The sequence below is a fragment of the Pseudomonas maumuensis genome (genome assembly GCF_019139675.1).
Classification (GTDB): Bacteria; Pseudomonadota; Gammaproteobacteria; order Pseudomonadales; family Pseudomonadaceae; genus Aquipseudomonas; species Aquipseudomonas maumuensis.
In genome coordinates, this window is the sequence record NZ_CP077077.1 from 3,000,395 (window position 1) to 3,014,266 (window position 13,872).

Here is a 13,872-nt window from a genome sequence, read left to right on the forward strand (position 1 = left end):
TCGACCGGAGCCCGGACAGGTCAATGCATAGCGATCAAGGTTTGCCGAAAACATAGAAGCTCAGGTTGGCCGAACTCTTGCCCGCAGCGAACAAACCACGCAGGTTGTTCATCGAGACGCTGCGAATGTTGAAAGTCTCCTGAGCGGAGTAGTTGTCATTGATGCTGACGTACTGCAGGTTCTTGTCGCTGCCACCGGAATAGTCCAGGCGAACCATGAAGGTGCCTGCACCGGCGGTGGTTCTGAGGATGAAGGATTTGTACTGCTGGATCTGCGCTTCGACGAAGTTCGCGCCCGCCCGCTCACCTTCCTTGCCCTTCACATCACAACGACCGCTACTCAGGTAGACATAACCTGGAGGCACTTGGACATCGGCGGCCAGTTCTTCTTTGAAAGCCTGTTGCTGTGTCATGACTCATGCTCCTTATGAGTAGGATTTGCTTACAGCACTGATGAGTCTACAAGCGCCCGGCAAGTCGGCATTACCGGCGGACAAGCGGAACACGCAAACGGATAATACGAGACGGGAGTTAAATTCAAATGAATTGATAAATTGTTTCAGCCACTACCCTGCCCCGCGAACGGCCTTCAGCGCCGCTTGTTGATCCGTACTGTCAGCGCGCTGAAGAACATGAGCATGGCGGCGACATACAGGAAGACCAGATCGACGCCTGGAAACACGCCAATCCCTACGCACCAGGCAACCAGGAATATCCCGCCGACAATGCAGCGTTGTCGGGCCGTGAATCGCTCACTCGCGGCCTTTATACGGTCTATCCATGCCATCGATGCACTCCACGAAGGGTCAAAACCTTGATGATGATCTCCTTGAAATCGAAAGCCGCCTGACGATTCCCTCAGTGCTTGCCTGCCGACGCTGGCGACCCGGCCCCCGTGAGGATGACGCTGGCAGCGATCACGAGATAGATCAGGTACTGCCCTGGGTGGACAAAAAGACCTACCGCCCAGACAGCGATCAATCCCCCGCCGATCCAACGCCTGCGCCGAGGTGTCAGCCACACCAGCAACGCTGCGTGTTTTTCACGCCAGCTCATCCCACACTCCCTGTCTGGTAAACGGCGAAGCATACCACCGTGAGCGCCCGTCAACGTCAACCGAACGACAATCCTGCGCCCGGGCCCGGTTCTGGGGACATCGCCCCAGAAGTGGGGATCAGACACTGGCCTGCAAGAACATGAAAACCGCCACCACATCCACGGCCAGCACGGCGGCCACGACGAAGCTCATGAAATGGAAGTCATCCTGGAACATGTCTGCTCTCCCGCTGGTGGGTTTGCTGGGCTCAAGCAACTCCCGTTCCAGCCTGCCCGCTACAGGATCATGTCCATTGGTCAGGCGCGGTGGGTCTGTCGCGCAAACGGGCGCTTACTGATCACTCCCTCCGACCCTGCGCAAGGATGCCAATCGAGGTGTGCCCGATGAGACGCATCCAGAAAATCATCCAGCAGCGCCGTCGGCAGTTGCATGTGCATCTGCCGCCCAGTGAATTGAAGGCGTTGAGCCGTGAAGATGGACCCAACATGGCGAAACCGCTAAAGGGGGCGCAGAGGCGCCAAACCACATGTGATGCTAGGCTCGGGCGAACCTGGCCATCCAAGGTAGTGGAAATGAGCTTCGACTGGCACGCTGGACCTATCACCCGCACCACTCTGCTCGACAAGAACTACCGCAATACGCAGAAGGTCCGGCAGTTTCTGCTCGGTGAATGCGGCGCGGCGTTCAAGTTCGATCGGACCTTCATGGCCTGGATCAAGAGCGGAGTCCCCTCCACCATGGGTGATGTCGCGGATGAATGGATGCGTACGCGCAGGTGACCGCCCGGCAGCTGTGTCTCAGGGTGGCGCTGCCAGCGACAAGTGCCGGAAAAAGAACCTGTTTCAGGTAGATCTTGTTATTTCCGCGTGCCGCCCCCTGGTTTGTCGCTCTCTACCCCTCTGACGGACGGGCAAGTAGGCCAAACACCGAGACCGGAAAAAGCCATCGAACTACTTGCTTTAAGTACTTCATAGTCTTAACTGCGTAACACAACAACCCACGCTGAAAAAGGCATGAACTCACTTATCCATCCATGAGCTAACCTAACTACTAATCATAAGTAGCAGTGGCAAGTCTGCACATTCCAAATAGGGAGCCGCCCCATGGAATCCACAACCCAAAGGGACTTAAACTATGAAACTCACGATCACCAATGGCGCAAGCACATCAGTTGACATTGCAGTGAGCACATGGCGTAACGACGGAAATGACAGTTACTACTCAATAGCTCAAGGGGAATCTGACAGCTGGGACCGCAGCGACGCAAGAGGGTACTTGATGGCGGTGAAAATGAAATCCCAAGTAAAAACCTACTACGTTTCCCAAACCAGCAAGATAGTTGTTGAAGATAACACCGTGAAAGATCATGGCCAAACTCTTAATCCGCTATACGCAGTAAATACCATGTAACACCAGCAGCCGTTGTCGACTGCAGAATGACTGGCATGCTGCACAGTGCTAGTCATTCTGCATGAGCGATTCTAATTACATGTATTCGACAAGCCTGCAGTGTAAACAGGCCTTGATCGTCGTCACCAGTGATAGCCGTAATTCGTAGTGCGGGTGCTGGGGCAAGTTTGGCTCTTGTCGCTGCAGGTTCTCGCAACCCGTAACCGTTTCGACCAGGTCCGCAGTCGGCAATGGTCTTGAGATAATGGCGAATTGCCGGTACTTTTAGCGGCTTTGTCAGTAAGGACACTCCCTTTCATGCGCTGCGTTAAAGCCATTCCTCTCGCCATCTCCGCTATCGCCATCTCACTTCTCGCGGGGTGCGCCATTACTCCCCCGGCAAACTGGACCGATAAAGGTACCGGCACCATAGCTACGCGAAAGGGATTTATTAACTGCTACACAGACGCCAACCTGATCGACGGCAAACGCACGGAAGGCACCCTCTGCGCGACTGCAGTCACAGGATTTTTAAGTGATGGAGAGCCTGGAGTGTTCGCAGGCGTGGGATACGGTCGGCCGTTCAAAATCGAGATCAGCAAAACTTTCCAAGGTTACAAGCTGCCTTTCGCTGACCAGACGGGGCTGCTCAAATGCGATCCGTTGAAAACCGAGCCAGGCAAGACTATCCCCGAATCCATCTGTACGCTGACCCTCAATGATCAGAAACTGGTGAGTGCCAGGATCATCTTCGATGGCATGAACTGAGCGCTTGGATTCGGCGATCGCCTGCTCGACGCCATAAGACAGGCGCGCCGTCTGGCCGACCAGAGACGTATGGCTTCAAAGTCGGCCTACCCCACCAGCCCATTTGTGCTCCAACCGAGCAAAGGTGGGCTGTGGATCAACGAACCAAGTGTTACAATCCGCCAATTCAAATCAGCGCTCAAGGCGCTGGACATCCGTGAACGCCGGCAGTACGACACCCGCCACACCTACGCAACCCTGTGCCTCATGGCTGGGATGAACCGAAGCGTTCATCGCGAACCAGCTCGGCCAAGGCGTCGAGATGTTGCCCTCTACCTACGCGAAATGGATCAGCTCCTCCTCGGACTGGAGGGAGCTGGAGAAGCTGCCGCCCCAAGTCGAATTGGCCCAAGACTGGCCCAAGACTGACGAGAGGGCCTAAATACACCTCTGGAACCCCCGCAGGACAAGCACTTGATTTCTACCGCCAACATCACCATGCAGTTCGGCTCCAAGCCCCTATTCGAAAACGTCTCGGTCAAATTCAACAACGGCAACCGCTACGGCCTGATCGGCGCCAACGGTTGCGGCAAGTCGACCTTCATGAAGATCCTCGGCGGTGACCTGGAGCCGTCCGGCGGCCAGGTGATGCTCGAGCCCAACACCCGCCTGGGCAAGCTGCGCCAGGACCAGTTCGCCTATGAAGAATTCACCGTGATCGACACCGTGATCATGGGCCACGAGCAGCTGTGGAAGGTCAAGGCCGAGCGCGATCGCATCTACTCGCTGCCGGAAATGACCGAGGAAGACGGCATGGCCGTCGCCGAGCTGGAGACCGAGTTCGCCGAGATGGACGGCTACACCGCCGAATCGCGCGCCGGCGAGCTGCTGCTGGGCCTGGGCATTCCCCTGGAACAGCACTTCGGCCCGATGAGTGAAGTGGCGCCAGGCTGGAAGCTGCGCGTGCTGCTGGCCCAGGCGCTGTTCTCCGACCCGGACGTACTGCTGCTCGACGAACCGACCAACCACCTGGACATCAACACCATCCGCTGGCTGGAAACGATCCTCACGGCGCGCAACAGCACCATGATCATCATTTCCCACGACCGTCACTTCCTCAACAGCGTCTGCACCCACATGGCCGACCTGGACTACGGCGAACTGCGCCTGTTCCCGGGCAACTATGACGAGTACATGACCGCGGCCACCCAGTCGCGCGAGCAACTGCTGTCGGACAACGCCAAGAAGAAAGCCCAGATCGCCGAGCTGCAGACCTTCGTCAGCCGCTTCTCGGCCAACGCCTCCAAGGCCAAGCAGGCCACCTCGCGCGCCAAGCAGATCGACAAGATCCAGCTGGCCGAGGTCAAGCCATCGAGCCGTGTCAGCCCGTTCATCCGCTTCGAGCAGACAAAAAAGCTGCACCGCCAGGCGGTGATCGTCGAGAAAATGGCCAAGGCCTTCGACGACAAGGTGCTGTTCAAGGACTTCAGTTTCACCATCGAAGCCGGCGAGCGCGTGGCGATCATTGGCCCCAACGGTATCGGCAAGACCACCCTGCTGCGCACCCTGGTCGGCGAAATGAAGCCGGACGCCGGCGCGGTGAAGTGGACCGATAGCGCCGAAGTGGGCTACTACGCCCAGGACCACGCCCACGATTTCGAGGACGACGTGACGCTGTTCGACTGGATGGGCCAGTGGACCAGCGGTGAGCAGGTGATCCGCGGTACCCTGGGGCGCATGCTGTTCTCCAACGACGAGATCCTCAAGTCGGTGAAGGTGATCTCCGGTGGTGAACAGGGCCGCATGCTGTTCGGCAAGCTGATCCTGCAAAAGCCCAACGTACTGGTGATGGACGAACCGACCAACCACCTGGACATGGAATCGATCGAGGCGCTGAACCTGGCGCTGGAAAACTACCCGGGCACCCTGCTGTTCGTCAGTCACGACCGTGAGTTCGTGTCGTCGCTGGCCACCCGCATCATCGAGCTGACGCCCGAAGGCGTGGTGGACTTCAGCGGCACCTATGACGACTACCTGCGCAGCCAGGGTGTAGTGGTCTGACCAAGCGCTGAGCAACCATCATCGCGGGGCAAGTCGCATCGGTACGCCGATACGCCTTGCCCCGCGATGCGTTTAATTAGTTAGCCTGCTTCCTTTTCCCTCGCGCGGCAGCCATGATGGGCACAGCCCACCGCCCGCCCGCGAACGAGCCCATGACCGCGCCACACGCCTCCAGCGTCACCCTGCAGATCCTCTCGATCGTCCTCTACACCTTCATCGCGTTCCTCTGCATCGGCCTGCCGATCGCGGTGCTGCCTGGCCACGTGCATGATCAGCTGGGCTTCGGTGCGGTAATCGCTGGCCTGACCATCGGCCTGCAATACCTGGCCACCCTGCTCAGCCGGCCCTTTGCGGGGCGGGTCGCGGACACCTTGGGCGGCAAGCGCGCCATCCGCTATGGTCTGTACGGCATTGCCGGCTGCGGCGTGCTCACCCTGCTGTCGGCCTGGACCCTCGCCCTGCCCTGGCTGAGCCTGGCGCTGCTGCTGGGCGGCAGACTGCTGCTGGGCATCGCCCAGGGGCTGATCGGTGTCGCAACCTTGAGCTGGGGGATCGGTCAGGTGGGGGCGGAGCATACCGCCCGGGTCATTTCCTGGAACGGCGTCGCCTCTTACGGCGCCATCGCAATCGGTGCGCCGGCCGGCGTGCTGCTGGTGGATGGTTTGAGCTTTGCCGTGCTCGGAGCGGCACTGTTGGTGCTGGCGCTATCGGCCCTTTTGGTGCTGCGCACGCGCCCTGAGGTCGTGATAGCCGGCGGTGAACGGTTGCCGTTCTGGTCGGCGTTTGGCCGCGTGGCACCCTGCGGCATGGGGCTGACCCTGGCGTCTATCGGCTACGGCACCCTGACCACCTTCGTCACCCTCTACTACCTCGAGCGCGGCTGGATTGGCGCAGCCTGGTGCCTGAGTGCCTTCGGTCTGTGCTTCATCCTCTCTCGGCTGCTGTTCGTCAACGCGGTCAACCGCTTCGGCGGCTACAACGTGGCCATCGCCTGCATGGCCACCGAGGTACTGGGCTTGAGCTTGCTGTGGCTGGCGCCCTCGCCTTTGTGGGCGATGCTCGGCGCCGGACTGACCGGCTTTGGCCTGTCGCTGGTGTATCCAGCCCTGGGTGTCGAGGCGATCCGCCAGGTGCCCAGCAGCAGCCGTGGCGCCGGCCTGGGCGCCTACGCGGTGTTCTTCGACCTGGCGCTGGCCATTGCCGGCCCGGTGATGGGCGCGGTGGCGGTACACCTGGGCTATGCCTCGATTTTCGCCGTCGCCGCCCTGCTCGCCTTGTCAGGGGTGGGCTTGATCCTGCTGCTGGCCCGCCGCGGCTGAACGTTCGGCGGGCTCCGGCGCGCCCAATGCCTGGCTGAAGAAGGCCGCAGTCTCGCTACGCAGCGAGCGATGGATATGCCGGCGGTCGACACCCTCGGCGTCCTTGCACAGCACCGGCATGCGCAGGTGTTGCTCGTCGTCGCAGGGGGCCATGAACACGAAGTGCCCGGCACCGGCCAACAGGCGGTAATCAGGCGTAACCGGCAGCTTGCGCGCCAGGGCGTCGGCGTTGTGCTCCAGGGCCAGCAACTGGTCGTTGTCGCCGCTGTAGATCAGCGCCGGCACCTGCACGCCGGCCAGGGCGTGGCGACCGAACATCAGGCTCAACGGTGCCATCAGCATCACCGCGCCTACCCTGGCGTCGGCGCGGGGCGCCAGTTCACTGTGGTCGGCGATCAGTACGCCATGGGTCTTGCAGGCGTCGGCGTCACCGGGGCGTTGCTCGCAGTAGCGGCGCAGGCGTTCGAGGTCGGGCCGCGCGCCAGAAAGGATCAGCGCGGTTTCGCCACCGGCGGAGTAGCCAATCACCCCGACCTTGCCATCATTCAGGTACGGCGCGAGCAGCCTGTCGTTTCGTGCCGCGGTAATCGCGGCGCTGATCTGCAGCGGCCGGCCATAGAGGTTGCTGAGGGTGCCCAGGCGGCTATGGTCGCGGTTGTTGTCGCCGGGATGGACCACCGCCACCACCACGAAGCCCTGTCGAGCCAGGCCGTTGGCCAGGTCATGCAGGGCCATTGGGCTGCCGGTGTTTCCATGGGAGATCACCAGCAGCGGGAACTGGCCCATGGCTACCGGTGCCTCTTCGGCGACACGGGTCTGGTAGCCCTCGATGCGCACCGGGTGCGCCTCGCCGCTGGAGGGGTAGAACGCCAGGGCCTGCATGGGCTTGGCGTCCACCGGGTCGACCAGGGTCAGCCGGTGCAATCCGGCCACCCACGGCGCTGCATCGGCGCGGGCCAACAGGCCGCCCAGCAGGAATAGCGCCATCAGCAGGCAGCTTCGCTTCATCGCAGGGCGCTCCCAGGTTCAAGGCACTGCGCGGTACACGGGTATGGATGCCAGCATAGAACCCGGCTCGCTGACGGCAGATGAAAACTGGATGAAAAAAGCCGGCTGGCGCACGAGGCGACAGCCGGCTTTGCGTCGATGGCAACGATCAGGCAGCGGCGAACAGCTCACCTGCAATCTGTGCCTGGGCGGCATCGATGGCCTTGGCGCGGTGCTCCGGGCCGTAGGCCAGGCCATGGGCGCGGACAATTTCCAGGTCGGTGATGCCGATGAAGCCGAGGAACACCTTGAGGAAGTCCTCATGGCCGACACCGGTCGGCTGGCCCTGGTGCAGGCCACCGGCGGTGGACACCAGGATCACTTTCTTGTCACCGCACAGGCCTTCCGGCCCGGCTTCGGTGTAGCGGAAGGTCTGGCCAGCTACCGCCACGCGGTCGATCCAGGCCTTGAGCTGGGTCGGCACGGTGAAGTTGTACATCGGCGCACCGATCACCACCGCGTCGGCGGCGAGGAATTCTGCCAGAGTCTCGGCACTGAGCTTGGCTTCATGGGCCTGGGCGGCATCGCGCATTTCCTCGGGGGTACCGGCAGCCACCAGGGTGGCGGCGGAGAAGTGGCTGATGGCGTCGCTGGCCAGGTCGCGGTAGACCACCTCGATGCTCGGGTCGGCGGCCTTCCAGGCCTCGACCACTTCGCGGCTCAGTTGGCGGGAGGCGGAATTGTCGCCCAGGATGCTCGAATCGATATGCAACAGTTTCATGGGACTCTCCTGTGAATGAAGACCGCGGCGGTGGGCGATCACGATGGAGAGAATCCTATCGGCACATCGAATAGCTGATAAGTCGGCAAAAATGCGTTAGTTTGTTCCACTGATGGAACAATGAGACTGCCAAATGCAAGACCTCAACGACCTCTTCTACTTCGCCCAAGTAGTCGAAGCCGGTGGCTTCGCTGCCGCCGGGCGCCAGCTGGGCATCCCCAAGTCGCGCCTGTCGCGGCGCATCGCCGAGCTGGAGGAACGCCTTGGCACGCGCCTGCTGCAGCGCACCACCCGGCAACTCAAGCTGACCGCCGTGGGCGAGCGCTACCTGAGCCATTGCCAGGCCATGCTGCTGGAGGCGGAGATGGCCGACGAAGTGGTGGCCAGCATGTCCAGCGAGCCTCGTGGCCGGCTGCGCGTATCTTGCCCCGTCGCCCTGGCCCATGCATTCCTGCCGGATATCATCAGCCGCTTCCTCGCCCAGTACCCCTTGGTGCAATTGGACATGGTGCTGCTCAACCGCCGGGTCGACCTGATCTCCGAAGGCATCGACGTGGCCCTGCGCGTGCGTGACCTGGGCGATGAAGATCCGGCCCTGGTCACCCGGCGCCTGCGCCAGGCGCAGATGCAACTGGTGGCCGCACCAGGGTTTGCCGACCATATCCGCGAGCCCGCGCAACTGGCGACCCTGCCGGTGTTGGGCGCGGCCGAGGCCGACCGGCTGGTGCATTTTCGCCTGCATGGCCCCAACGACCGGCAGGAGGAGGTCGCCCTGGAGCCGCGCCTGGCCATCGACGACTTCGTCGTGCGCAATGCCGCGGTACGCGCCGGCCTGGGTTTCACCGCCCTGCCGTCGATGTTCTGCGAGGAGGAACTGGCCCGTGGCGAACTGGTGCGCCTGCTGCCAGACTGGTCGCTGCCTGGAGGCTACCTGCAGGCGGTCTACCCGCATCGGCGCGGCCTGCTGCCGGCGGTACGGGCCTGGATTGATCATCTGGCGACCTCGTTCGAGGCCTGTGGAGAGCGTTATGTCTGAGAAAAGGATGTCCGAGGAGCAAGTGGCGGCGCTGTGCCTGGCCCTGCCGGGGGCACAGGAAGACTACAAGTGGGGCGGCATCCGGGTGTTCTCGGTGGCCGGCAACAAGATGTTCGCCGTGCAGGACCTGGGCGGCGCGGGCCTGTCGTTCAAAGTCGCCGACGAGCTGTTCCTGGGCTATTGCGACCGCCCTGGGGTACGCCCGGCACCCTACCTGGCGCGGGCGAAGTGGATCAGCATGCTGCCGCCCTATCCCATGGGCCGCGACGAGTTGAGCGATCTACTGCGCCGCTCGCACCAACTGGTGGTTCGCCGCCTGCCCAGGCGCCAGCAGGCCGGGTTGCTGCTTGGGTCGAGCGACGAATAAGTCTCAGCCGGGCAATGGCGGCCCCTTGAGCTCGACCCGGTTGCCGTCCGGGTCGAAGCAGTACAACGATAGCCCCTCGCCCTCGGCACCGTAACGTTTCTCGGCGGCTTCCACCCTGACACCGGCCTCGCGCAGCATTACGCCAAGCGCCTGCGCGTCGAACGGCTCGATGCGCAGACAGAAGTGATCCATGTTGTGGCCAGGCCCCTGGTCACCCTCGCGGCCCAGCGGTCCATTCACGGCCACCAGGTCGATAAGACCGTCGCCCGCGCCCAGGTGGATCATACCCAACGTGTCTCGGCGCTTGCGCACCGGACAGCCGAGCAGCTCGTGATAGAAGGCCAGGCTGCGCGTCAGATCACTGACACGCAGAACGATATGGTCGATATGCAAGATGGCGAAAGCTGGCATGGCGATGCTCCACGTTCAGGCTTTGCCTAGACCATAGCAGCGGCCCTAGAAAGTCGCCTTAGGCCATTGGCGTCAATCAACGACGGCGGGAGCGCCGCGGCTGTCGTGGGTCGGACGGCCGCTGGCACGTCAGCAATTGCCCCGTTCCCTGCACCAGCCATGGAGCGCATCGACCCTCGCCGGCAAGCGGCCCGCACCTTCGCCGATCAGATAGCTGCTCTATTGGCCCCGCAAGTCTTCGAAGAAGGCCTGACGCCCCTGCACCTGGCTCGACGCGCGAGGCTGCCCGGCGGCCTCGCCGCTGGCCTTTTCCACATGCCAGTAGCAATGCCGGATTGCCCGCGTCACCGCCACATAGGCCAGGCGCTGTACCTCTTCCTTCTGCGCTGTGTCGAACGCCTGAGCGTCGCCTGGCTTGCCGAGACCTGCGAGGCGGTAGACCTGGTTTTTGTAAGGCGAACTGGTCAGGTACTGGCAATCGCCGAGCATGAACACCGCATCGGCCTGCAGCCCCTTGGCACTGTGGTAGGTCAGCTGGCGCAGGCGGCGTTGGCCGGGCGGCAAGCTAGAATCCACTTTAACAATTGACTCTAAATACTTTTCAATCAATAACTTATCGCTTGTTTTTCGAAACAACATCATGACTGACTCGCCACGCTGATAGTGCTCGATCAACGTCTCGGCCAATGCCGACTCATCCCGGTCGAAGACCCTCACTGGCGACAGCGGCAGCTCAGCCGCCAGTCCGCTGGCCCTGGCCTTCTTGCCGGTGATGGCCGGCGCGCTTTTTACCAGGTGCTCGGCGGCATCGATGATGTGCTGCTGGCTGCGGTAGTTTTCCACCAGCATCACCCGAGTGTTGGCCGGTGACGGGAAGGCCTTGGTGAACTCCATGAAGTATTTCGGTGAGCTGCCGCGCCAACCGTAGATCGACTGCCAGTCATCGCCAACGCACATCAGCGACGAATGCTGCGCCAGGCGCCCATTGTGCATGGCCGGCCCACGGCGGCGGATCTCGGCCAGGCAGGCGCGCAACCAACTGACGATCTGCGGCGAGACGTCCTGGAATTCGTCGATCATCAAGTGCGCCAGCGGGCGCAGCAAAGGATCGGGTAGCAACCTGAGGTTCTCCGGGTTGTTCTCACCGAACAGGGCGAACATGCGGTTATAGGTCATCACCGGCGGCGACTGGGCCAACAGGTGCGCTTCCAACGCCTTCCAGAACAGTGCCAAAGCCTCGAAGAACGCTGCATCGCTGTCGCCGGACGGGAAGCTCATGGCGGCGACGGCACTGTTGACGTCCAAGCCAAGGTTCTCGATGAAGCTCGCGGCGGTGACGAAGGCGTCGAGCAAGGGCGCCGAGGCCAATTCGCCTTTAACCTTGTACTCGAAGCCCGGGCCTGCCACGGCATTCCCCGCCAAGGACGTTGCAAGCCGCTTTGTAGAAGCATAGTTATCAAGCCATATCAGAGGCTTATCGCAGAAAGCTTGAAACAGAGTGCGCTTTACCGCCCACTCCGCGCGCACGGCCAGCTTGGCTCCCGGGCGCTGATACTGGGCACTTTCGGACGGATCGAAACCCAGTACCACCCAGGCGTCCAGCCCTTCCAGGCGGCCATGCACATGAAAACGGCTGCCGCGGATTTGTACCGTGTCGCGGCACGGCTCGATGCCCTTGATCGGCCAGGCACCGGCGGCGAACCACAGGTCCTCGATCACATCGCACAGTTCCTCGTCGCGCTGGGCGGCCAGCTGGGTTACCTGCACGCGCTTCTGCACATCCGGATGATCCGGATCCATCGGCTTGAGCAGCAGTGCTTCCTGGCGCAACGCACCGACCAATTGGGCAAAGCGGGGGTTCTGGCCCAGCAGGTCGCTGTAACACTGGTTGAGCTGCTGGCGCTGGGCATCGTTCAGGCGCAGGTCGAACGGGTTGCTGTCAGCGTTCGCCTCGCCGCCCGCGGGCATCTCATTGCCCAGGGTCTCGAACGCCCGTACCTGGGCAAAGCCCGGCAGGCTGCGCACCAGCGGCAGGATGCGTGAATGGAAGGTGCGCACCAGCTCACGCCCCTGTGCGGGCGACAGTTCGAGCTGCCACAGGGCGAACACCTGCAGCAGGCGCTGGATGAAATCACGGCGTGACTCGCGGGTGAAGGTCACAACGGTCAGCGCATCGAGCTCGAAACCCAGGTAGTGGCGCAGCAACAGGATGCGCAGCACCAGCGAGGTCGACTTGCCGGCACCGGCGCCAGCCACCACGCAGGTCGAGGGCGTGTCGCTGAAGATCAGCTTCCATTGCGCCGCGCTCGGCTGCGCCTCGGCCGGCAGGCGCTTGGCGACATCGGCCTTGAAGCGCTTTTTCAGCTCGGTGGTCAATGCCAGGCGCCAGTCGTCGAACAGGTTGTCGTCCTGCCCCGGCACACCGGCACTCTCCGGGCGGGTATCGCGGATCACCAGGACCTGGCGCCCGGCCTCGTAGCCATCGACCCGACCCCGCTCATAACCTTCACGCAGGCCATCGGCATGGCCGTTGCGTTGCCCCGTGGCATGGCCAAGGAACCAGGAGTCGCGATGCTGCGCCTGCAGACGCGATAGACCTCGTCCCAAGACGCGCGCCGCCAGGCGGCGCAGCCAAGGCAATTGGGCGGGTGGGGTCAGGTCGGCCGGGGCCTGGGGATGCTCGTGCGGCACGGTCACTCCATTGAAAATCAGAACAGCCGGCATGTTCGCCTCATCCGCGTAAAAGTGCCAGCGAATGCTTATGGATCATGGGATTAGGCGATGAACCGCATGCGGAATCGCACAAATAGATATCGAACAAGTTGATATTATCAAGCCGATATTTACGCTTTTTATCGATATTTAACCCGCGCATCATGCCCTCATTCCACCGAATCAGAGGAGCATCACCATGCTGCAACTGCGACCTTTCGAAGGCCTTGGCCACGCCAACCACGGTTGGCTGGACGCCCATCATCACTTCTCCTTCGCCGAGTACCATGACCCGGCACGCATGCACTGGGGCAACCTGCGTGTATGGAACGACGACCTGATCGCCGCCGGTGCAGGCTTCCCACCGCACCCGCACCGTGACATGGAAATCATCACCTATGTTCGCGAAGGCGCCATCACCCATCAGGACAGCCTGGGCAACAAGGGCCGGACCGAGGCCGGCGACGTACAGGTCATGAGCGCTGGCAGCGGTATCGTCCACAGCGAGTACAACCTGGAGAAGGTCGACACGCGGATTTTCCAGATCTGGATCGTCCCGGAGAATGTCGGCGACGCGCCATCCTGGGGTACCCGTCCCTTCCCCAAAGGTGAGCGCGGCGAGGGCTTCGTGACCCTGGCCAGTGGCCGCGAAGGCGATAAAGACAGCCTGCGCATCCGCACCGACGCCCGCCTGGTGGCCGCGACCCTGCGCGCCGGTGAAAGCGCCGAGTACCGTCTCGATGAGGGCCGCCGCGGCTACCTGGTACCGGCCAAGGGGCGGATCGAGGTGAACGGCTTGCAGGCCAAGGCCCGTGACGGGGTGGCAATCGAGCAGGAAACGCTGCTCAAAGTAACGGCGCTGGAAGACAGCGAAATCGTGCTGGTCGATGTGGCCTGATCGACCTCGCCCGGCTTGCCGGCGCAGGTCGACATCGCACTTTTTCGCGTTTGTGCGCTCTATGCATGGCCAGGTCCCGCCGATCCCCGGTGGGGCCGACTTTTCCAA

At 62.2% G+C, this 13,872-nt stretch carries 15 protein-coding genes and 1 pseudogene; 9 read left to right on the forward strand and 7 right to left on the reverse strand.

What is annotated here, in order from left to right; all coding sequences use genetic code 11:
• Window positions 1-34: 34 nt before the first annotated feature.
• From KSS90_RS13480 to KSS90_RS13490, 3 genes are all read right to left on the reverse strand, one after another.
• On the reverse strand, window positions 35-412 hold the full coding sequence (locus KSS90_RS13480) for a hypothetical protein (protein ID WP_217865945.1): 378 nt from the start codon (window positions 410-412) through the stop codon (window positions 35-37).
• A gap of 176 nt (window positions 413-588) precedes the next feature.
• Complete coding sequence (locus KSS90_RS13485) at window positions 589-786, reverse strand: hypothetical protein (protein ID WP_217865946.1); 198 nt, start codon at window positions 784-786, stop codon at window positions 589-591.
• Window positions 787-857: 71 nt separating this feature from the next.
• Window positions 858-1,055: a hypothetical protein gene (locus tag KSS90_RS13490; protein ID WP_217865947.1), complete on the reverse strand. Its 198-nt coding sequence runs from the start codon at window positions 1,053-1,055 to the stop codon at window positions 858-860.
• Window positions 1,056-1,628: 573 nt separating this feature from the next.
• Between KSS90_RS13490 and KSS90_RS13495 the strand changes: the two genes are divergently transcribed.
• From KSS90_RS13495 to KSS90_RS13515, 6 genes and pseudogenes are all read left to right on the forward strand, one after another.
• Window positions 1,629-1,835, forward strand: coding sequence for a DUF6434 domain-containing protein (locus KSS90_RS13495; protein WP_217869785.1), 207 nt, complete (start codon window positions 1,629-1,631; stop codon window positions 1,833-1,835).
• 355 nt (window positions 1,836-2,190) lie between these two features.
• A complete protein-coding gene (locus KSS90_RS13500; protein WP_217865948.1) occupies window positions 2,191-2,466 on the forward strand; it encodes a hypothetical protein in 276 nt (91 codons plus the stop codon).
• 297 nt (window positions 2,467-2,763) lie between these two features.
• On the forward strand, window positions 2,764-3,213 hold the full coding sequence (locus KSS90_RS13505; RefSeq protein WP_217865949.1) for a hypothetical protein: 450 nt from the start codon (window positions 2,764-2,766) through the stop codon (window positions 3,211-3,213).
• Between the two features lie 69 nt (window positions 3,214-3,282).
• A pseudogene (locus KSS90_RS25755) lies at window positions 3,283-3,634 on the forward strand (site-specific integrase).
• Between the two features lie 32 nt (window positions 3,635-3,666).
• The gene (locus KSS90_RS13510) at window positions 3,667-5,253 is read left to right on the forward strand and encodes an ABC-F family ATPase (protein ID WP_023628643.1); all 1,587 of its coding nucleotides are present in this window, start codon (window positions 3,667-3,669) and stop codon (window positions 5,251-5,253) included.
• A 152-nt stretch (window positions 5,254-5,405) separates the two neighbouring features.
• The gene (locus tag KSS90_RS13515; RefSeq protein ID WP_217865950.1) at window positions 5,406-6,572 is read left to right on the forward strand and encodes an MFS transporter; all 1,167 of its coding nucleotides are present in this window, start codon (window positions 5,406-5,408) and stop codon (window positions 6,570-6,572) included.
• On the opposite strand, the gene KSS90_RS13520 is transcribed toward KSS90_RS13515, so the two are convergent.
• Both KSS90_RS13520 and KSS90_RS13525 read right to left on the reverse strand, forming a co-directional pair.
• A complete protein-coding gene (locus tag KSS90_RS13520) occupies window positions 6,531-7,580 on the reverse strand; it encodes an alpha/beta hydrolase family protein (protein ID WP_217865951.1) in 1,050 nt (349 codons plus the stop codon). The two genes, KSS90_RS13515 and KSS90_RS13520, sit on opposite strands and share 42 nt — an antisense overlap.
• A 148-nt stretch (window positions 7,581-7,728) precedes the next feature.
• On the reverse strand, window positions 7,729-8,340 hold the full coding sequence (locus KSS90_RS13525) for an FMN-dependent NADH-azoreductase (protein WP_217865952.1): 612 nt from the start codon (window positions 8,338-8,340) through the stop codon (window positions 7,729-7,731).
• 133 nt (window positions 8,341-8,473) lie between these two features.
• On the opposite strand from KSS90_RS13525, the gene KSS90_RS13530 reads away from it, so the two are divergent.
• Both KSS90_RS13530 and KSS90_RS13535 read left to right on the forward strand, forming a co-directional pair.
• Window positions 8,474-9,376, forward strand: coding sequence for a LysR substrate-binding domain-containing protein (locus tag KSS90_RS13530; protein WP_217865953.1), 903 nt, complete (start codon window positions 8,474-8,476; stop codon window positions 9,374-9,376).
• On the forward strand, window positions 9,369-9,743 hold the full coding sequence (locus KSS90_RS13535; protein ID WP_217865954.1) for an MmcQ/YjbR family DNA-binding protein: 375 nt from the start codon (window positions 9,369-9,371) through the stop codon (window positions 9,741-9,743). The genes KSS90_RS13530 and KSS90_RS13535 overlap by 8 nt, the downstream gene beginning before the upstream one ends.
• Before the next feature lie 3 nt (window positions 9,744-9,746).
• On the opposite strand, the gene KSS90_RS13540 is transcribed toward KSS90_RS13535, so the two are convergent.
• Together KSS90_RS13540 and KSS90_RS13545 are read right to left on the reverse strand one after the other, a co-directional pair.
• On the reverse strand, window positions 9,747-10,154 hold the full coding sequence (locus tag KSS90_RS13540; protein ID WP_217865955.1) for a VOC family protein: 408 nt from the start codon (window positions 10,152-10,154) through the stop codon (window positions 9,747-9,749).
• A gap of 219 nt (window positions 10,155-10,373) precedes the next feature.
• A complete protein-coding gene (locus KSS90_RS13545) occupies window positions 10,374-12,878 on the reverse strand; it encodes a UvrD-helicase domain-containing protein (RefSeq protein WP_217865956.1) in 2,505 nt (834 codons plus the stop codon).
• A 187-nt stretch (window positions 12,879-13,065) separates the two neighbouring features.
• On the opposite strand from KSS90_RS13545, the gene KSS90_RS13550 reads away from it, so the two are divergent.
• Window positions 13,066-13,764: a pirin family protein gene (locus KSS90_RS13550; RefSeq protein ID WP_217865957.1), complete on the forward strand. Its 699-nt coding sequence runs from the start codon at window positions 13,066-13,068 to the stop codon at window positions 13,762-13,764.
• The last annotated feature ends 108 nt before the right edge of the window (window positions 13,765-13,872 follow it).